The sequence below is a fragment of the Pseudomonas allokribbensis genome, assembly GCF_014863605.1.
GTDB classification, from domain to species: domain Bacteria; phylum Pseudomonadota; class Gammaproteobacteria; order Pseudomonadales; family Pseudomonadaceae; genus Aquipseudomonas; species Aquipseudomonas allokribbensis.
This window is the reverse complement of the sequence record NZ_CP062252.1, coordinates 3,255,815-3,273,879: the sequence shown is the minus strand read 5'-3', so window position 1 is coordinate 3,273,879 and position 18,065 is coordinate 3,255,815. Positions and strand designations below refer to the sequence as shown.

Annotated in this window: 14 protein-coding genes and 1 tRNA gene; 5 read left to right on the top strand and 10 right to left on the bottom strand. The window is 61.9% G+C overall.

Features of this window, described 5'->3' with window-relative positions; translation table 11 throughout:
- Positions 1–23: 23 nt before the first annotated feature.
- Positions 24–1,310 carry a carbohydrate porin gene (locus IF199_RS14875; RefSeq protein ID WP_192560890.1) on the top strand — a complete coding sequence of 429 codons (1,287 nt, stop codon included), beginning with the start codon at positions 24–26 and terminating at the stop codon, positions 1,308–1,310.
- Positions 1,311–1,321: 11 nt separating this feature from the next.
- Here IF199_RS14875 and IF199_RS14870 read toward each other — a convergent pair whose 3' ends face one another.
- The gene (locus IF199_RS14870; RefSeq protein WP_192560889.1) at positions 1,322–2,002 is read right to left on the bottom strand and encodes a DUF3313 domain-containing protein; all 681 of its coding nucleotides are present in this window, start codon (positions 2,000–2,002) and stop codon (positions 1,322–1,324) included.
- Positions 2,002–2,328 (bottom strand): hypothetical protein, encoded by a 327-nt coding sequence (locus IF199_RS14865; protein ID WP_096820422.1) that lies wholly within the window; start codon positions 2,326–2,328, stop codon positions 2,002–2,004. Before IF199_RS14865 ends, IF199_RS14870 begins: the two co-directional genes overlap by 1 nt.
- Positions 2,329–2,474: 146 nt before the next feature.
- Here IF199_RS14865 and IF199_RS14860 point away from each other — a divergent pair, with 146 nt between their 5' ends.
- Both IF199_RS14860 and IF199_RS14855 read left to right on the top strand, forming a co-directional pair.
- Positions 2,475–3,200, top strand: a complete 726-nt coding sequence (locus IF199_RS14860) for a response regulator (protein ID WP_102619865.1) — start codon at positions 2,475–2,477, stop codon at positions 3,198–3,200.
- Positions 3,197–4,531, top strand: coding sequence for an ATP-binding protein (locus IF199_RS14855; RefSeq protein WP_096820420.1), 1,335 nt, complete (start codon positions 3,197–3,199; stop codon positions 4,529–4,531). The genes IF199_RS14860 and IF199_RS14855 overlap by 4 nt, the downstream gene beginning before the upstream one ends.
- Before the next feature lie 5 nt (positions 4,532–4,536).
- Here IF199_RS14855 and IF199_RS14850 read toward each other — a convergent pair whose 3' ends face one another.
- Positions 4,537–6,147: a mechanosensitive ion channel family protein gene (locus tag IF199_RS14850; protein ID WP_102619863.1), complete on the bottom strand. Its 1,611-nt coding sequence runs from the start codon at positions 6,145–6,147 to the stop codon at positions 4,537–4,539.
- Positions 6,148–6,310: 163 nt separating this feature from the next.
- On the opposite strand from IF199_RS14850, the gene IF199_RS14845 reads away from it, so the two are divergent.
- Complete coding sequence (locus tag IF199_RS14845) at positions 6,311–7,606, top strand: OprD family porin (protein ID WP_192560888.1); 1,296 nt, start codon at positions 6,311–6,313, stop codon at positions 7,604–7,606.
- A gap of 11 nt (positions 7,607–7,617) precedes the next feature.
- Here the strand turns inward: IF199_RS14845 and IF199_RS14840 are convergent.
- The 7 genes from IF199_RS14840 to fdnG all read right to left on the bottom strand — a co-directional run bounded on the left by IF199_RS14840 (position 7,618) and on the right by fdnG (position 16,672).
- Positions 7,618–7,713: transfer RNA gene (locus tag IF199_RS14840), tRNA-Sec, on the bottom strand.
- Between the two features lie 6 nt (positions 7,714–7,719).
- Complete coding sequence (gene selB, locus IF199_RS14835; protein WP_192560953.1) at positions 7,720–9,639, bottom strand: selenocysteine-specific translation elongation factor; 1,920 nt, start codon at positions 9,637–9,639, stop codon at positions 7,720–7,722.
- Positions 9,636–11,042, bottom strand: coding sequence for an L-seryl-tRNA(Sec) selenium transferase (gene selA / locus IF199_RS14830; RefSeq protein ID WP_192560887.1), 1,407 nt, complete (start codon positions 11,040–11,042; stop codon positions 9,636–9,638). The genes selB and selA overlap by 4 nt, the downstream gene beginning before the upstream one ends.
- A gap of 48 nt (positions 11,043–11,090) precedes the next feature.
- On the bottom strand, positions 11,091–12,017 hold the full coding sequence (gene fdhE / locus IF199_RS14825) for a formate dehydrogenase accessory protein FdhE (protein WP_192560886.1): 927 nt from the start codon (positions 12,015–12,017) through the stop codon (positions 11,091–11,093).
- A 3-nt stretch (positions 12,018–12,020) separates the two neighbouring features.
- Positions 12,021–12,674, bottom strand: coding sequence for a formate dehydrogenase subunit gamma (locus IF199_RS14820; protein ID WP_192560885.1), 654 nt, complete (start codon positions 12,672–12,674; stop codon positions 12,021–12,023).
- On the bottom strand, positions 12,671–13,606 hold the full coding sequence (gene fdxH, locus IF199_RS14815) for a formate dehydrogenase subunit beta (RefSeq protein ID WP_096820413.1): 936 nt from the start codon (positions 13,604–13,606) through the stop codon (positions 12,671–12,673). Before fdxH ends, IF199_RS14820 begins: the two co-directional genes overlap by 4 nt.
- On the bottom strand, positions 13,607–16,672 hold the full coding sequence (gene fdnG, locus IF199_RS14810; RefSeq protein WP_192560884.1) for a formate dehydrogenase-N subunit alpha: 3,066 nt from the start codon (positions 16,670–16,672) through the stop codon (positions 13,607–13,609).
- A 218-nt stretch (positions 16,673–16,890) separates the two neighbouring features.
- Between fdnG and IF199_RS14805 the strand changes: the two genes are divergently transcribed.
- Positions 16,891–18,045 carry a MalY/PatB family protein gene (locus IF199_RS14805; protein ID WP_192560883.1) on the top strand — a complete coding sequence of 385 codons (1,155 nt, stop codon included), beginning with the start codon at positions 16,891–16,893 and terminating at the stop codon, positions 18,043–18,045.
- The last annotated feature ends 20 nt before the right edge of the window (positions 18,046–18,065 follow it).

The following is an 18,065-nucleotide window of genomic DNA, read 5'->3' as shown; positions in this document are numbered from 1 at the left end:
GTCCTTGGCTCTGGATTTCAGCAATGTCATTCGTTGTTCGCTTTTCCCACACTGGCGTACTGCTCGCTCTTGCCTGCAGCACCGCCCTGCCCGCCTTCGCCGACACCGATTCAAACGTGTTCACCCGCAATACCCTGACCGGCGACTGGGGCGGTCTGCGCCACCAGCTCGACGAAGACGGCATCAAGTTCACCGGTGATTACACTGGCGAAACCGCCTACAACGCCGACGGCGGCCTGCACCGTTCCGCCCGTTACTCGCAGAACATCAAGCTCGGCGCACAGTTCGACCTGAGCAAAATCTATGGTGTGGACAACGCGGGCAAGGTCCAGTTGACCATCAACGACCGTCGCGGCAACAGCGCCTCGGAGGATCTGGTCGGCAACCGTCTGCCCATCCAGGAAAACTACGGCGGCCTCTACACGCGTCTGACCGAACTGAGTTACGAGCGCACGCTGTTCACCCCGGCACTGAACGTCAAACTCGGCTACATGGCCATGGGCAACGACCTCGGCGGCCTCGACAGCGGCATCCTCTGCAACTTCATGAACGCCGGTTTCTGCGGGCACCCGCTGAACATGTCCGGTGGCAGCGGCTGGACCAACTACCCCAACGCCCACCTCGGTGTGCGGGTCAAATACGACCTGTCGCCGGAATGGCAACTGCGCGTCGCCGCGTTCAACGTCGACCCCGAAAGCAACGGCAACTCCAGCCGCGCCTGGCACCTGGGGCCGAAACACACCACCGGTACTGTGGTACCTGTCGAACTGGTCTACAAACACGCAGGCACCCTGCCTGGTGAATACAAACTCGGCTACTACTACGACAGCTCCGACGTGAAACGCATCGGCAGCGACAAGGAAGTGTCCGGTCGCGGCGGTCATTACCTGCTGATCGATCAGGCGGTGTGGAGTTCGCAATCGTCCGAGGGCCGCAGCCTCCACGCCTTCGGTCAATACTCGGCCGCCAGTGAAGCAGCCTCACCGTTCAGCAAGTGGTACGGCACTGGTGTGGTTCTGTACAAGCCGTTCGAAGGCCGCCCGCGTGACACTGTCGCCCTGGGTTACGGTCGCGCCGTGCAGAACCCGCGCAGCCGCGACGTGCAACAAGACGCCGCGCTGGCCAACGGCACGCCGCTGTCCAACCTGGACAGCGCCGAGCAACTGATCGAACTCGGTTACGGCTACCAGGCCACCCCATGGCTGACCCTGCGACCGAACGTGCAGTACATCATCGAGCCGGGCGCGTTTTCCGGGCAGGACATCGACAATGCACTGGTGTTCGGACTGCAGGTGAAAGCAAGTCTCTGACCTCAGCGCTGTCAGCGTAATGATGCTTTGCGGGCCACGACATAAGACTGACTCAAGTCCGTGGCCCAACCATCGAGCACACCCTTGACGTTATCGGCCGTCATCACCTGCTTGTCGTTTTCCAGTGGAACGCCTGTGCCCTTGCGAACGACCTTCGCCACGACCTCGCCGGTCGAACCATCCTCGAGGGACACTTCAGTGGCGATTTCACTGTCCTGATCACGAATGCCGGCAGCCGTACTGACGCCGGCCGCGACCAGGGTGACGGGCAGCCATTCATAAAACCGCAGGCCTTGGGTACTGGTGGCGACCTGCGTGATAGCTGGCCTCACAACCAACGTATTCGGGCCGGGCTTCGAAGCCAATGGCAGCACTTTTCCCAGTTCTTGCCTCAGGGCCGCGTCGTAGTAGCCGGTCACACCCGACAGGGTGCTTTGCGGAATCCGGCCAGTCGGCTCAACCTTCGGATAAAACTGGCTTGGCGCCAGATAGACCCGTGTGTAGCGACCACTCGCCAACGCCGGGCTGACCCAACTCAATATCGTCTGCCCCGAGGGTGTCTGCTGCTCCTTCAGCGTGCTGTAGTCGTTCAGAAACCCGGAATACATGTCAGGCGCGACCTTTTTATTGCTGCAGGCCGAGAGGCTCAGGCTGGCTGCGAGCAACAGCGCCAGTGAGTGATGGTTTCTCATCAATGCGTTTCCCCTGCGGCCTGAATCTGGCTGAACGGGGTATTTTCAGAACACTCGATGCGCAACTGGCCGTGGGTCATGATCCAGTGAATGAATTCGGCGGTGGGAATGGAGTGGATGTATTCCACCCAATGGCTGTCGGCCGGGCTGAAGCGCTCGAAGTAGCGGCGCATGACGAGCTGGCTCTGGTCCTGGGCGATCCCCAGACAGGTTTCCTGGAAAAAGATCGGCGCATTGAGAGCGCCGGTATTGGTGCGCTGGGTCAGGATCAGTGGACGCACCGCGCCATGCCCCTGAGTGGAATAAGCGCTTTTCATATCCTTCATATGAGCCCCCTTGGATGGAATGCCGGCAGAGTGCCCGAGGTTTTTTGCCCGAGGATGTCTGGCTGATGTCCGCACCGAAGGAATGTTGCTCGATTGAAATATATGACCCCGCCTTCGAAATGGTTTTAGATGCCCTCTTTTGATTCATGGATCCTGCAAACGTGAGCAGACTGCTGATCGTCGATGACGACGTGGAAATTCTGTCCCTGCTGAAGAAGTTCTTCGTTCAGCACGCCTACGACGTCGACGTGGCACCCGATGGCCAGGCCATGTGGGCCGCCATCGAACAGGCGCGGCCGGACACGATCATTCTTGACCTGATGCTGCCGGGTGAAGGTGGCTTGAGCCTGTGCCAGAAAATCCGCGCGCAGATGGGGATCCCGATCATCATGCTCACGGCCATGGCCGAACTGAGCGACCGGATCGTCGGCCTGGAGCTGGGTGCCGACGATTACCTGACCAAGCCCTTCGCGCCCCAGGAGTTGCTGGCCCGGGTGCGCGCATTGCAACGGCGCGCCGGCGAACAAGGCCAGCGCACCAGCGAACCGGCGCGACCGGTCATGACCTTCGCCGGTTGGCACCTGGACATCACCTGCCGTGAACTGCGCTCACCCGAGGGGGTGATGATCCCGATGTCCGGCGGTGAGTTTGATCTGCTGCTGGTCTTTCTCGAGCATCCCCAGCGCATCCTGACCCGCGAGCAACTGATCGACCTGACCCATGGCCAGGGACACGAAGCCTTTGACCGCAGCATCGATGTGCAGGTCAGCCGACTGCGGCGCAAGATCGAACCGGACAGCAAACGCCCGGACCTGATCCGCACTGTGCGCAATGGCGGCTATATGTTCACGGCCAAGGTCAGCCGTTCATGATCGGCCGACTCTTGCGGCGCGACACCCTCAGTCGCCGGATTGCCCTGACCATCGTTGCGGCGATGATCGCCTCGCTGATTCTCAATGCGCTGTTTGTTCAGGTCGCGGGTATCTGGGCTCGTCCTCCCATCGAACGAACCGGATTGCTGGAGCGGATTGCCGCGAGCACCCGCGTGATCGAGGCGGCACCCGCCCAATTGCGCCCGCAACTGGCGAGCGCGGCCAGCAGTTCGACGCTCGAAGTGTTATGGAATGCGCAACGCAGCCAGTTCAATCTGCCCGGGGACGGCGAACCGGTCGAGACCGGCAAGGTTCCTGCGCTGCGACAATTGCTCGGTGATGACCGGGAAATCGAAGTATTCAACCCCGACGACTGGCCGCCAGGCAGTGCGCAGGCGCATTACGTCGCCCTCGTACCTTTGGCCGATGGCAGCTGGCTGACATTCACGCCACCGGAACGAAGCTGGGGACTGAGCCTGGATGCCCGGATCGCGGTGATCATTGCTCTGGGACTCGTCGCGACGTTGCTGGTGGCCTGGATTGCCACCCGCCAACTGGCCAATCCGCTGCAACGTTTTGCCGGCGCCGCAAGGCGTTTTGGCGGTGATTTGAACGCACCGCCCATCGAGATCGAAGGGCCCCACGAAATCCGCCAGGCCATCATCGCCTTCAACACCATGCAGGCGCAGATCCAGCATTTCATTGGCGAACGCACCCACATGCTCGCCTCCATCTCCCATGACTTGCGCGCACCGTTGACCCGGATGCGTCTGCGCAGCGAGTTCATGGAAGACCTCGATCATCAGCAGAAACTGATTCGCGACATTGAAGAAATGCAATCGATGATCAACGCCGCCCTGGCGTTTTTCCGCGAAGGCACACAGCTGGAACAACCTACTGCGTTCGATCTGTCGGAGCTGCTGCAAACCGTCCTTGACGATTACCGCGACCAGAACCTGCAAATCGACTTCAGTGGCCCGGCCCACTTGGTCTATGACGGTCGGCCACTGGGCATCAAACGGGTGATCGTCAACCTGTTGGAAAACGCCGTTAAATACGGCGAACGTCCCCGTATAGCACTGAGTCGCAATGCTCGCTCGATCTGCATCGAAGTCTGCGATGAAGGGCCGGGCATTCCCGAAGAGTCGCTGCAACGGGTGTTCGATCCATTCTTTCGCCTCGAAACCTCGCGCAACCGTGAAACCGGCGGTGTCGGGCTCGGCCTCTCGGCGGCCCGGGCGATTGTTCGTGAACAGGGCGGAGAACTGACCTTGAGCAATCGCCGAGGCTCGGGACTGGTGGCGAGGGTTGAATTGCCTGTTGTCGATTGAGGCTGTCACGTATCCGTTGGCGCTTGTGCCGGGGCCGGAAACCATTTTTCCTTCGGCACGCGTTTTTCTTCTTCGGGGTCACCCAGATAGTGCGGAGACATGATCTGCACGCCGTATTCGTTGAACACATCCTGAATATTGGCGTGCAGCATGCTCAGCAACACGGCACGGGGCCGAGGCTGACTGGGAATGGCCTGCGCCACCAGACGGTACTCGGGATAGAAATCGGACAACGCAGTCTGGAACACTTGCGCTGGCGGAATCTCCAGCACGCCGGGCGTTCGTCGGGCCGCCTCCAGCAACATCGCTTCCACCTGGCGCCACGGTGTGTCGTAGCCGATGGTCACCACCGTGTCGACCACATAGCCGGGGCCTTGCACCGTGCGTGAGTAGTTCTTGGTGACCGTGCCGGTGATCATCGAATTGGGCAGCGTCAGCACCTCTCCCAACCCGGTGCGGATGCTGGTGGTGAACATGCCGAGCTCCGTCACCGTGCCTTCATGTTCACCGATTTTCACGAATTCACCTGGGCGCAAGGTTCGGGTGTACGTCAGGATCAGCCCGGCCGCCGCCTGCCCGACCACACTGGTGGCACCCAGCGAAATCATCAGGCCGATCAGCACCGACAACCCCTTGAAGGCGTCAGTGCCGGCACCGGGCAAATACGGATAGGCCATCGCCAGCGCAAACAGCCAGATCGCCAGAGACGTCAGGCGCTGGGTGGGTTGCAGGGTTTCCTCGTTCAGCCAGTTGAACGTTCCCGGGGTTGCCATGCGCCGCAGCACCCGACGGCTGAACGCCGTGGCGCCTCGGGCAATGAAGAAAATCGCCAGCGCCACGCCCAGCCCGGGGATGGCGCCCACGATGGCCTGCAAGAGATAGCTGGCAACCTCGATCAGGTAGTTGTTGAGGCTCTCACCCCAAGGGCGGGTGTACGGAAACCGCGACAGGACAAAACCCAGCCATTCATACGTCAACAGCAGAATGACGAACCAGCGCAGCAGCCAGAACACGCGAATGACCAGTGGATACAGGTAATTGGCATCCACTACCGGAATTCGTCCGACCTTCAGCGCCTGGGTATGCCGACGCATCAGCTCGGGCAATCTCTTCAGCCATCGACGCTGCAACCAGGCAATGCCCCACAGCAGCACGAAATAAATGCCGGTGGCGAGCGCCGCAGCGCCGAGCGCACGTAGCATCCGATGCAGGCTCCTGGCTTCCTGCGTTTCCGCTACGACCTGACGCAACTTTTCCGCCGCACCCTGCGCCGCCATCTGCACGGAGGGATAGTCGAGGCTGTCGACATCCTTGGGCGAGACGATAAAGGCCCGTTTGTTGCCCAGCAGCACCAGGTAGTTGTCCTGCATCGGGTCAACAGTGACGGTACGGTCATCCGACTCATCCAGGGCTTCGGCGATGACCGCTTTGGCCCGTTTGACCCGAGATGCCGGCGCCTCCCCGAGCAGCGTGGCGCGAAACACCATGATGCTGCGGTTGGCTACCTTCAACTCGACGGGCTCGTCGGCAGGTTTTGCGCTGTCTTCAGCCCACAGAAGTGTCGAGCAGAACACGCTGAAAACAACCATCAACAACGCAGGCAACCGGCTCCGCATGTGTCAGTTCCTTACGCCACAGTTATGAGTGCGGGAATACAGAACGCAGCGTAGTTCAGCGATCAAGGGTTGTCAGATAGGCAACTCAGCACACCCGCTCAATCTTCCGGAAGCAGACCGCACGATTATCCGGCGACATTTCATCAACGCCGGTCACTGACACATGAAAGGTTTTCCGCCATCGCGTATCACGCTGGCCCTGCTGTTTGGCGGTCTGGCCAACTCAGCCTGCGCCAGTGGTTTTCTGGATGACGCCAAAGGTGAAGTGCTCAGCCGCAACTTCTTCCTGAGCAACGACTACCGTTCGCCCTCTCCCACCGGGAAGAACTACAAACAGGAATGGGCTCAGGGGTTTATCGGCACTTTCGCATCCGGTTTCACCGACGGAACGATCGGGTTCGGTCTCGATGCCCATGCCTTTTATGGGCTGAAACTGGATGGCGGCCGAGGACATTCCGGCACCGGGCTGTTACCCGTGGACAGCGACGGTCGTAGCGAGAGCGACTACTCCAGCGCTGGCGGCGCCCTCAAGTTGAAAGCCTCGAAAACCACCCTCGCCTTCGGCGAAATGACGGTAGAGACGCCCGTGTTCGACACCTCGGACAAACGTCTGCAACCGGAATACGCCACCGGTTTTCTACTCAACAGCCGCGAAATCGACAATGTGAATCTGGTGGCCGGGCATTTCACGGCGTTCAAGAATCAGGACAGTTCATCGGGCCAAGGCGATTTCCAGGGTTATGGCGCCAATACGAAGGCCGGCGGGATCAGCTTCATCGGCGCAGACCTGTTCAGTGAAAGCCCGGTAGGCGGCGCTCTGTACGCGTCTGACCTCAGCGAAACCTGGCACCAGTACTACGCCAACCTGCATTTCAAACAGTCCGGCGTATTGATCGACGCCAACGTCTACCACACCCGCGATACCGGGCAGGCCCTGGCCGGCGAAATCGACAACACCGCGTTCAGCCTCTCGGGCAAATACACCTTTGGCGCCCACGCGGTGATGCTCGGCTGGCAACGCATCAACGGTGACACACCATTCGATTTCGTCGGTGGGGACTCGATCTACCTGGCCAACTCGATCAAATACGCCGACTTCAACGGCGCCCACGAGCGCTCATGGCAAGCCCGCTACGACCTCGATCTCGGTGCATTCGGCATTCCCGGCCTGAACTTCATGACCCGCTACGTCTCCGGCAGCCACATCGACGGCACTCACGCGCCCAAGGGCGGCGCCTACAACCCGTTCGACGCAGACAGCGGACAGTTCCAGCCGCAACAAGGCGACGGCGGCAAGCACTGGGAGCGTGACATCGACCTGCGCTACATCGTCCAGTCCGGCGCTGCCAAGGATCTTTCCGTGCAGCTGTCCCACGTCTCGCACCGGGCCAACAGCGCTCAGGCGGGGGATGATATTGACCGGATCTACGTGGTGATTCAGTACCCGTTGGGGTTCTGAAGACAGAAAAGTGGCGGAAGGCAGCCGGAGTCGAACCTGCCCGGGAACGGATGCCGTCCCCAACCGGGTTTGAAGCCCGGCCGCGCCACCGGGCGCGATTGCCTTCCTTGAACTCAGTCGGCGCCGGGGTTGGCCAGCGCATTGTCGAAGCGGATCTGCCGGCCCTCGCCGAGACGCCGGGTCAGGCCGAGGCGGTCGAAGTATTCGAGGATCTGGATACTGCGTTTGCGTCCCAAGCCTAGCGCATCGCGGAACGCCGTGACTTGAATCGGCGGATTTTCTTCGCCCAGGCGCAACAGCACGGCCGCCATTTGCCGCAGGGTGATGTCGGTGAAGAACAGGTCCCGCACCACCTGATGCATCACGCCCAGCCGCGCCAGTTTGCGCAGCAACAGCCGGACGGTGGCGTCGTCCTGGCCCACGGCTTTGGCCACGTCGCGTATCCATGGCGGGTCGAAGCCGGCCTGTTCGAACAACGGCTGCAAGGCCTGCCACAGGGTTTCGTCGTCGGCATTCAGGCGCACCTGATGATCCGGCAAGTGCAACCACGGGCCGCTGGCGGTAAGCGAGCCGGCGCTGCGCAGTTCCTCCAGCAGGCTGATGAAGGTCGAATGTTCGATGTTCAGTCCGCTGAAGCGCCGCAAACGATCACGGTCGGGGCCCATCTGGTCGGGTTCCAGTTCATGGAAACGCGCCAGTTGCTCCAGTAGCGTGAACTTCAGAATGCCCCAGCGCTGGGCATTGAACAGCCTCTGCCCCTGACGGGTTTCGATCAGGCGGACGTTGTCCGGCAGCGCCCAGCCTTCACGCGGACGGTTGAACTGACGCTCCAGACGCTGCGGATCAATGCCGCTTTCGCTGTATTCCAGCAACGTCGGCAACGCTTGTTCAAGATCACTGCTGATCGCCAGCGCCCGCAATTGCGCCAGACGCCCGGGGCTGCGCCGTTGCCGGGCCGGGGCGAACGGGTCGAGCAACTGACCGCCGCCAAGCGTGCGCTGGGCACTCGGGTCGCGCAGGATCAGTCGATCGCCTTTCACGCCATGCACCGGGGTATTGGTCAGCAATTGCGCAAACATGCGCTCGCCCGGAAGCAGTCGTGGGCCTTCCAAGAGCGCCACACGGGCAATCACGTCTTGCGTGCCGAGGTGCAGGTGCACGGGCTGGAAGTGTTCGAAGGTGCGCGTCTCATCGGGCAGCAACTGGAAGTCGATATCCAGGCGTTGAGTCGGTGCGAACAGTGCTTCGGCGAGCAGCCATTGCCCGCGATGGATGTGCCCGAGCTCCAGGCGATCACCGCTGATGTTCAGGGCCACACGTTGGCCGGCAAACGCCAGTTCTGCGGGTTGATTCTGGGCATGCAGCCCCCTCACCCGTACCGTTTTGCCCTGCGGCCCGAGGATCAGTTTGTCGCCCACGGCAACCATTCCCGACAGCGCCGTGCCCGTCACGACAATCCCGGCACCGGCCACGCTGAATGCCCGGTCGATGGCCAGACGAAATCCACCCTCGCGACTACGTTTCAACACTTCACTTTGCACCTGCAACAAAGCCTGCCGCAGGGCATCGACACCCTCTTCCGTCACACTTGAAACCGCCAGCATCGGCGCCCCGGCAAACGGACCGGGCGCCAACAGGGCTTCGATTTGTTGGCGAACCTCCACCACCCTGCCCGCCTCGACCCGATCAACCTTGGTGATCGCCACCAGCGCCCGGGGAATCCCCAGCAACTCGACAATCGCCAGATGCTCGCGGGTCTGCGGCATCACGCCGTCATCCGCCGCCACCACCAGCAACACCAGATCAATGCCTTGGGCGCCGGCGAGCATGTTGTGAGTGAATTTCTCGTGCCCCGGCACATCGATGAACCCGGTCAGCCCCGCTCCGGGCGCCAGCTCGGCGTAGAGATAACCCAGGTCGATGGTCATGCCCCGCTCGCGCTCCTGCGGGCGGCGGTCGCCGGATTGACCGGTCAGCGCCTGAAGCAGCGAGGTCTTGCCGTGGTCGATGTGCCCGGCGGTGCCGACGATCATGTCTGCAACGGCCCGAGCTGCGCCAGCCACGCCGGCTCGTCGTCGAGTTGCCGCAGATCCAGCCACAGCGCGTCATCGTCGATCCGACCCAGCACCGGTATCGGCAACTCGCGCAACGCGGTCTGCAGATTCAACAGAGAGCGCCCACGCAGGCGTTTCGAAACCTGCGGCCGCACACACAACGCGGCACTCGGCAAACGCGCCACCGGTTGGCTGCCGCTGCCGATCATGCCCAGCGCCGCCACGGCAGTGACGGTCCAGCCTTCACCGAGAATGCCGGTCAATACCGGTTGCAGGCGTTCGGCCTGAGCCAGGATTTCATCTTGCGGGCGGGTCAGCAGGCGCAAGGTCGGCAAACGCTCAGCCAGGCGATCCGGATCACGATAGAGCCCGAGCACCGCTTCCAGCGCCGCCAGTGTCATCTTGTCGACCCGCAAGGCGCGTTTCAGCGGGTTCTTCTTGATTTTCGCGATCAGTTCCTTGCGCCCGACAATCACGCCCGCCTGCGGCCCGCCGAGCAGTTTGTCGCCACTGAAGGTGACGATATCCGCGCCATCGAGCAGCGCCTGACGCACCGTCGGTTCCGCCGGCAACCCCCAGCGGGTCAAGTCCAGCAGACTACCGCTGCCGAGGTCTTCAAGCAGTGGCAAGCCATGACGATGGGCCAGTTCGGCCAGTTCGGATGTGGGGACGCGGGCGGTAAAACCCTCGATGCTGTAGTTGCTCGCATGCACGCGCATGATCAAGCCGCTGCGCGGGCTGATCGCCGCTTCGTAATCCCGGGCGTGGGTGCGATTGGTGGTGCCGACCTCATGCAGGCGCACACCGGCGCGGGCCATGATGTCGGGGATACGAAAGGCGCCGCCGATTTCGATCAGCTCACCGCGAGAGATGATGCCTTCCTTGCGTGCGCCGAGGCTATTGAGCGTCAGCAGCACCGCCGCAGCATTGTTGTTGACCACGGTGACGGCTTCAGCGCCGGTCAATTCGCGGATCAGGCCTTCGATCAGATCGTCGCGGTCGCCACGCTTGCCGCTGGTCAGGTCGAACTCCAGGTTCAACGGATAACGCGCCGCCAGTTGCACGGCTTCGATGGCTTCTTCCGGCAGCAGCGCGCGGCCAAGGTTGGTGTGCAAAACCGTACCGGTCAGGTTGAACACCCGCCGCACCTGACTGCGCTGCTGTATCGACAGGCGTTCAGCGACCCTGCCGGCCAGCGCTTCGGGGCTGATTTCAACGGCGGACAACTGCCCCGCCACCACCGTTTCGCGCAAATCGTCCAGCAACCGGCGTAAAGCCGCCAGCAGCGCCTCACGCCCGTGGCGTTCGGCCAATGGCTGCAAGGCGATATGACGCAACAGACTGTCGATGGATGGCAAACGCTGGGCAACACTGGCAGGCATCAGGCGCTCCGGATAAAAAGCCGTTGCGCCAGAGTGTAGACGCTCGGTTCATTCGTCTCCGGGCGCCAGCAACAGATTCGGCGCCAATCGCTGATAACCGTCCTGGGCCAGACGCATGTCCAGCAACAGACTGCTCAAATCCGCCGACAGCGCTTCAGCGTCCGCATCGTTTTCCAGGTACAGCAATTTCAGGTAGCTGTTGCAACTCGGGCAGACCTCCGCCCGCAACGGCGCCTGATTGGCAGCGTGACGATCATCCTCAAGGCTCAGGTACTCAAGCCCTTTGCTCTGTTCGCAATACACGCATTTGACCCGCACTACATGCCATTCACAGGCGCACAGCGAACACACCAGATAGCGCAAGCCATTGTGTTTGCCGCGATGGCGGATCACCCCGGCCATGGCCGGCGAACCACAGGCCGGGCATTGGCTGAGGCTGTTGCCAGGCGCCAGTTGCAGATTCGGCGCACTCAGCAGCCAATGGCTCCAGGCCGTTTGCAACGCCGCGCCGAGAAATGGCACCAGCGCCGCCGGCACCAGCGAATACTGACCGCTGACCAGCGCCACGGCCCAGGCCCGCAACTGACCGGCGCTGGCAACCCGCAGTGTCGTCAGCGCTTCGGTCACGGCGGTTTGCTCCGGCGCGTTGTAGCGTTGCAGCAAGGCGTCGAGGTACGCCTGCCACGCGTCCTCGCGGATCAAGGTGTCGGCGGCGAACGGCGGCATGCCGTGTTGCCGGCAGACTTCGATCCGTTGCTCATCGATCGGCCCGGTCGAGGGCGGATCGTCGAGGATCTGCTGCTGCACGCGACACAATCCGGCGATCAGGCGCAGGTAGTCGGCCAGCGGATGGCCGTCCGCCAAGCGTTCCAGACGTTCGGCGCGCAGCAGGAAAAGATTGTGCGGCGGCAAATACAGAAACGGCGGCGCACTGGCCGCCGCTTCGATTTCCCCGGGTTCAAGAATGGTTGGCAAATGTCAGCCCTTTTTGGTGACCGGTCGCTCCGGTGTTTCCTTGGAAACCACGTCGCGATACCAGAGTGCGTGATGTTTCTTGGCCCAGGCGCGACTGACCCAACCATGCAGCATCGCGTCCACCGAGCCTTTGATCCAGATGCCGGCATAGATGTGCACGATGATGCTCAGGATCAGCACAAACCCCGCCAGTGCATGCAGCAACATCGCCCAGCGAATCGTGGTGATGCCGAAGTAATGACTGAAGTACGCGCGCCAGATCACCAGCCCCGTGAACAACAGCCCGAGCATGCACAGCAGTAAAGTCCAGAACAGCATCTTCTGCCCGGCGTTGTATTTGCCCACCGGCGGCACAGTCTCTTCGTCATTGATCAGCACCCGGTCGATGCGCCGCAGCCACTTCCAGTCGTTGTCGATGAAGAAGTTCGAACGCCAGAAGCGAAACACCAGGCCAAGGAACAGCACGAACATCAGCACACCCATGAACGGGTGCAGAACCCGCGTCCACGGCCCGCCGCCGAACAGGTTGGTCAACCAGAACATCGACGGATGAAACAGCGCCAGCCCCGAAAGCCCGGCCATGAAGAACAGAATCGCCACCAGCCAGTGGTTGGTGCGCTGGTTGGCGGTGTAGCGCAGGATCGTCTTGTTGCTCATGGCCGGTCCTCCCCGCGTGGATCGAAGGTGTGCACCGCCGGGTCGACCACGTGTACCGAGGTGTCGGGCGGTTCCGGGTGATCATCCTCTTCGGTGCGGTTCGGGCCGATCCGCACGTAATGGAAGAACCCGGCCAGCACCGCCGCACCCATGGCCAGCAGGCCCAGGGGTTTGCTGATGCCTTTCCACAACCCTACCAAAGGACTGATCGCCGGATTCTCCGGCAGCCCGGCGTAGATCTTCGGCGTGTCGGCATGATGAAGCACGTACATGACATGCGTGCCGCCGACGCCTGCCGGGTCATACAGGCCCGCATTGTCGAAACCACGGCTCTTGAGGTCGACGATGCGTTCGGCGGCGTGGGTCTTCATGTCCTCTTTGGAGCCGAAGACAATCGCCCCGGTCGGGCAGGTTTTCACGCAGGCCGGCTCCAGCCCAACGGCCACGCGGTCCGAACACAGCGTGCATTTGTAGGCCTTGTGATCTTTCTGAGAAATACGCGGAATGTTGAACGGGCAACCGGTGATGCAATAACCGCAACCGATGCAGTGATCCTGATCGAAGTCGACGATGCCGTTGGCGTGCTTGATGATCGCCCCCGGGCTCGGGCATGCCGCCAGACAACCAGGCTCGGCGCAGTGCATGCAGCCGTCCTTGCGGATCAGCCATTCGAGGTTGCCAGCGTCGGTTTCGTGCTCGGTAAAACGCATCAGCGTCCACGATTCGGCGCTCAGATCCTGCGGGTTGTCGTAGGTGCCGTGGTTGTGGCCGACCTCGTCGCGCAGCTCGTTCCATTCCGAGCACGCGACCTGACAGGCCTTGCAGCCGATGCATTTGGTGGTGTCGATCAGCTTGGCGACTTCCTCCTGATTGCGCACCGAGGGTGCCGGGGTCGTGGTGGCCGAGCGGGCAATGATGTCTTGGCTGGCCATTTATAGTTTCTCCACGTTGACCAGGAATGACTTGGATTCCGGGGTCTGGGTATTGCCATCGCCGAGGAACGGCACCAGGGTGTTGGTCAGGTAACCGTGACGCGTCAGGCCGGTGAAACCCCAGTGCAGCGGAATGCCGATCTGATGCACGACCTGGCCGTTGACCTGCAACGGCCGAATCCTTTTGGTCACCACTGCCACCGCTTCGATGAACCCGCGCTTGCAGCTGACCCGCACCCGATCACCGGCAGCGATGCCCTTCTCTTTCGCCAGCACTTCGCCGATTTCCACGAACTGCTCCGGTTGGGCGATCGCATTGAGCCGACAGTGTTTGCTCCAGAAGTGGAAATGCTCGGTCAGTCGATAACTGGTGGCGGCGTACGGGTAATCCTTGGCCACGCCGAGGCTGTCCCACACCGAATCGAAGATCCGCGCCGCCGGGTTGCTGGTGGCTTTCTTGTTTTCGGGGTGCAGCGGGTTGATGCCGATCGGCGTTTCGAACGGCTCGTAGTGCTCGGGGAATGGCCCTTCGTTCATCTTGTCGACGGCGAAGAACCGCGCCACGCCTTCGGGGTTCATGATGAACGGGTTCATCCCGGCTTCCGGCGGCACGTCGGCCTTGTAGTCCGGCACGTCGGTGCCGCCCCAGGCCTTGCCGTTCCACCACACGAGACGTTTTTTCGGATCCCACGGTTTGCCCGAGACATCCGCCGAGGCGCGGTTGTAGAGAATCCGCCGGTTCGCCGGCCAGGCCCACGCCCAGCCCTGGTGCTGATGCATGCCGTAAGGGTCGGAATTGTCGCGCCGGGCCATCTGGTTACCGGCCTCGGTCCAGCTGCCGCAGAAGATCCAGCAACCGGACGCCGTGCTGCCGTCATCCTTGAGCTGGGCGAACGCCGCCAGTTGCGAGTTGCCCTTGATCACCGCGCCCGTGGCGTCGGTGAAATCGGTGGTGGCGTAGCCGTTGACCTCCTTGGCGATTTCTTCCGGCGACGGTTCTTCCGGAATCTTGTACGGCCAGGACAGTTTGAGGATCGGATCGGGATAGGCCCCGCCCTCGGTCTGATAACGCTGACGCAGGCGCATGAACAGCTCTGTCATGATCCGCACGTCGGTACGCGCCTCGCCCGGGCCGTCGGCGCCTTTCCAGTGCCATTGCAACCAGCGGCTGCTGTTGACCAGCGAGCCGTCCTCTTCGGCAAAGCAGGTGGTCGGCAGGCGAATGACTTCGGTCTGGATATCGGCGCTCTTCACATCGTTGTACGGCCCGACGTTTTCCCAGAATTGCGAGGTTTCGGTGGCCAGCGGATCCATCACCACCAACCATTTCAGTTTGGCCAGCGCCGCCATCACCCGGTTCTTGTCCGGCAGTGCGGCAATCGGGTTGAAGCCCTGGCACATGTAGCCGTTGACCTTGCCCTGCCCCATCAGGTCGAACACCTTGAGGATGTCGTAGTTGGGAATGTCGAGTTTCGGCAGGTAGTCGTAGGCCCACTGGTTTTCGGCCGTGGCATTGGCGCCGTACCAGGCTTTCATCAGGCTGACGTGGAACTTGCTGTAGTTCTGCCAGTAGGACAACTGCCCCGGCCGCAACGGCAATTGCGTGCGTTTTTTGATGTAGGCGGTGTAGTCCTGTTCGGCGTCGGTCGGCAGCGTCAGGTAACCCGGCAACGAGTTGGAAAGCAACCCGAGGTCCGTCAGACCCTGAATGTTCGAGTGCCCGCGCAAGGCGTTGACCCCGCCACCCGGCATGCCGACGTTGCCCAGCAACAGTTGCACCATCGCCGCACTGCGGATGATCTGCGAGCCGATCGAGTGCTGGGTCCAGCCCAGCGCGTAGAGAATGGTCATGGTCTTGCCCGGCGTCGAGCAAGTGGCGATTTCCTCCCAGATTTTCTGCATCGCATCGACCGGCATGCCGCAGATCTGGCTCGCCAGGTCGATGTTGTAGCGGCTGTAATGCTGCTTCATCAACTGATAGACGCAACGCGGGTCCTGCAGGGTCGGGTCGACTTTGGCAAAGCCGTCCTCGCCCAGTTCGTAGCCCCAGGAGGATTTGTCGGTGTAGGTGCGTTTGGCTGCGTCGTAACCGGTGAACAGTCCGTCCTCGAAACCGAACCCGGCTTTGACGATGAACGACACGTCGGTGTAATTGCGCACGTATTCGTGCTGGATTTTGTCCTCGGTCAGCAGGTAATTGATCAGCCCGCCCATGAACGCGATGTCGCTGCCGGTGCGAATCGGCGCGTAGTAATCGGCCACGGAGGCGGTTCGGGTAAACCTGGGGTCGACCACAATCAGCCGCGCGGCGTTGTGCGCCTTGGCTTCGGTCACCCATTTGAAGCCGCACGGATGCGCTTCAGCGGAGTTGCCGCCCATCACCAGGATCAGATTCGCGTTGGCGATATCGGTCCAGGTGTTGGTCATGGCTCCACGGCCGTACGTCGGGGCAAGACTTGCCACCGTCGGGCCGTGTCAGACACGCGCCTGGTTATCGAACCCCAGCATGCCGAGACTGCGAACCACCTTGTGGGTGATGTAGCCCGCTTCGTTGGACGCCGCCGAGGCCGCGAGGAACCCGGTGGTCAGCCAGCGGTTCACCGTTTGCCCCTGGGCGTTCTTCTCGACGAAATTGGCGTCGCGGTCGGCCTTCATCAGGTCGGCGACGCGGTCGAGCGCTTCGTCCCAGGTGATCCGGGTCCATTCGCTGCTGCCGGGCTTGCGCACCTGCGGGTACTGCAAGCGGCCGGGGCTGTGAATGAAGTCCAGAAGACCCGCGCCTTTCGGGCACAGCGTGCCGCGGTTGACCGGGTGGTCGGCGTCGCCCTCGATATGGATGATGTTTTGCGCAACGTTCTTCGCCGTATCGCCCTGGCTGTACATGATCAAGCCGCAACCGACCGAGCAATACGGGCAGGTGTTGCGGGTTTCATGGGTGTGGGCAAGCTTGAAGTGGCGCACCTGCTCGGCGAAGGCCAGCGTCGGGGCCATGCCCAACGCGCCCAGGCTAGAGCCTGCAAGGCCGATACCGGCGACCTTGAAGAACTGACGACGGCTGAGATCCATCGTGCACTCCTGATCAGGTGGAACCCGGTACTTGAGCCGGGTTTTTCTGGACAAACACGGTTGCGGCAGACAAATGCCGATCCTTTCACTCTAGACAACGTGCGCTTGCCCAGTGTGAAAACCGACCGTCGGCCATTCATCGGTCACAAGTTCGCGCCTACAGGGGATGGAGGTTTATCATCCCGGGCACGACCCATCTCCGCCTTCAGAGACCGCGCATGACTTTCGATTTTGATCAGGTATTCGACCGCCACAACACCGGCAGCACCAAATGGAGCCGCTATGCGGCCGACGTGTTGCCGATGTGGGTCGCTGACATGGATTTCGCGGCCCCCCCGGTAGTCATCGAGGCGCTGCAACAGCGTCTGCTGCACCCGTTGGTGGGTTACAGCGTGGCCCAGGACAACCTGCGCGAAGCCATCGTCGCCGACCTGTGGGACAAATTCGCCTGGCGCGTGAAACCACAGGAGCTGGTGTTCCTGCCGGGTGTCGAGTCGGGTTTCAACATGGCGCTCAAAGCGTTGGTACAGCCGCAGCAGAACGTCGTGGTGCAAACTCCGAACTACCCGCCGCTGCGCCACGCGCCGGGCCATTGGGGCCTGAACCGGGTCGAGCTGAAATTCACCGCCCAGGCCGACGGCACCTACGCCACGCCGCTGGACGCCTTGCGTGAATCCCTGACCGGTGGCGGTGCCCTGTTGCTGAGCAACCCGCACAACCCGATCGGCAAGGTCTTTGGCCGTGAAGAACTGCAAGCGGTCGCGGACATCTGCGTGGCGCAGGACGCCTGGATCATCTCTGACGAGATCCATGCCGAGTTGTGCTACGACGGTCGCGTGCACATTCCGACCGCGTCCCTGAGCCCGGAGATCGCCCGTCGCACCATCACCCTGATGTCGGCGAGCAAGGCCTACAACATTGCCGGCCTCAAGACCTCGTTCATGATCATTCAGGACAGTGCCCTGCGCGAACGGGTCAACCACGCCCGCTGCGGCATGGTCGACAGCGTCAATCCGCTGGGTATGGAAGCCACTCGCGTGGCCTACAGCGAGGCCGGCCCGTGGCTGAAGGAGCTCAAACAATACCTGCAAGCCAACCGTGATTTTCTGGTTGAGGCGGTTCGCAGCCGTCTGCCGGGCGTGACGATCAATGTGCCACAGGGCACTTATCTGGCGTGGCTCGATTGCTCGGCGCTTGGGCTGGACAATCCGCAGCAATTCTTCCTCGAACAGGCCCGCGTCGGGCTCAGCCCGGGACTGGATTTCGGTGATCACAGCCAGCAATTCGTGCGCCTGAACTTCGGTTGCCCGCGTTCGCTGCTGGAAGAAGGCATTGCGCGGATGGCGCGCAGTCTGGCCCAACGCAAGGCCTGACACCGACGCAAAAAAAGAAG

Bases quoted from the DNA above. Each gene is read 5' to 3' on its own strand.
- IF199_RS14875 (WP_192560890.1), top strand. From the start codon at position 24: ATGTCATTCGTTGTTCGCTTTTCCCACACTGGCGTACTGCTCGCTCTT.
- IF199_RS14870 (WP_192560889.1), bottom strand. From the start codon at position 2,002: ATGAGAAACCATCACTCACTGGCGCTGTTGCTCGCAGCCAGCCTGAGC.
- IF199_RS14865 (WP_096820422.1), bottom strand. From the start codon at position 2,328: ATGAAGGATATGAAAAGCGCTTATTCCACTCAGGGGCATGGCGCGGTG.
- IF199_RS14860 (WP_102619865.1), top strand. From the start codon at position 2,475: ATGGATCCTGCAAACGTGAGCAGACTGCTGATCGTCGATGACGACGTG.
- IF199_RS14855 (WP_096820420.1), top strand. From the start codon at position 3,197: ATGATCGGCCGACTCTTGCGGCGCGACACCCTCAGTCGCCGGATTGCC.
- IF199_RS14850 (WP_102619863.1), bottom strand. From the start codon at position 6,147: ATGCGGAGCCGGTTGCCTGCGTTGTTGATGGTTGTTTTCAGCGTGTTC.
- IF199_RS14845 (WP_192560888.1), top strand. From the start codon at position 6,311: ATGAAAGGTTTTCCGCCATCGCGTATCACGCTGGCCCTGCTGTTTGGC.
- selB (WP_192560953.1), bottom strand. From the start codon at position 9,639: ATGATCGTCGGCACCGCCGGGCACATCGACCACGGCAAGACCTCGCTG.
- selA (WP_192560887.1), bottom strand. From the start codon at position 11,042: ATGCCTGCCAGTGTTGCCCAGCGTTTGCCATCCATCGACAGTCTGTTG.
- IF199_RS14820 (WP_192560885.1), bottom strand. From the start codon at position 12,674: ATGAGCAACAAGACGATCCTGCGCTACACCGCCAACCAGCGCACCAAC.
- fdxH (WP_096820413.1), bottom strand. From the start codon at position 13,606: ATGGCCAGCCAAGACATCATTGCCCGCTCGGCCACCACGACCCCGGCA.
- IF199_RS14805 (WP_192560883.1), top strand. From the start codon at position 16,891: ATGACTTTCGATTTTGATCAGGTATTCGACCGCCACAACACCGGCAGC.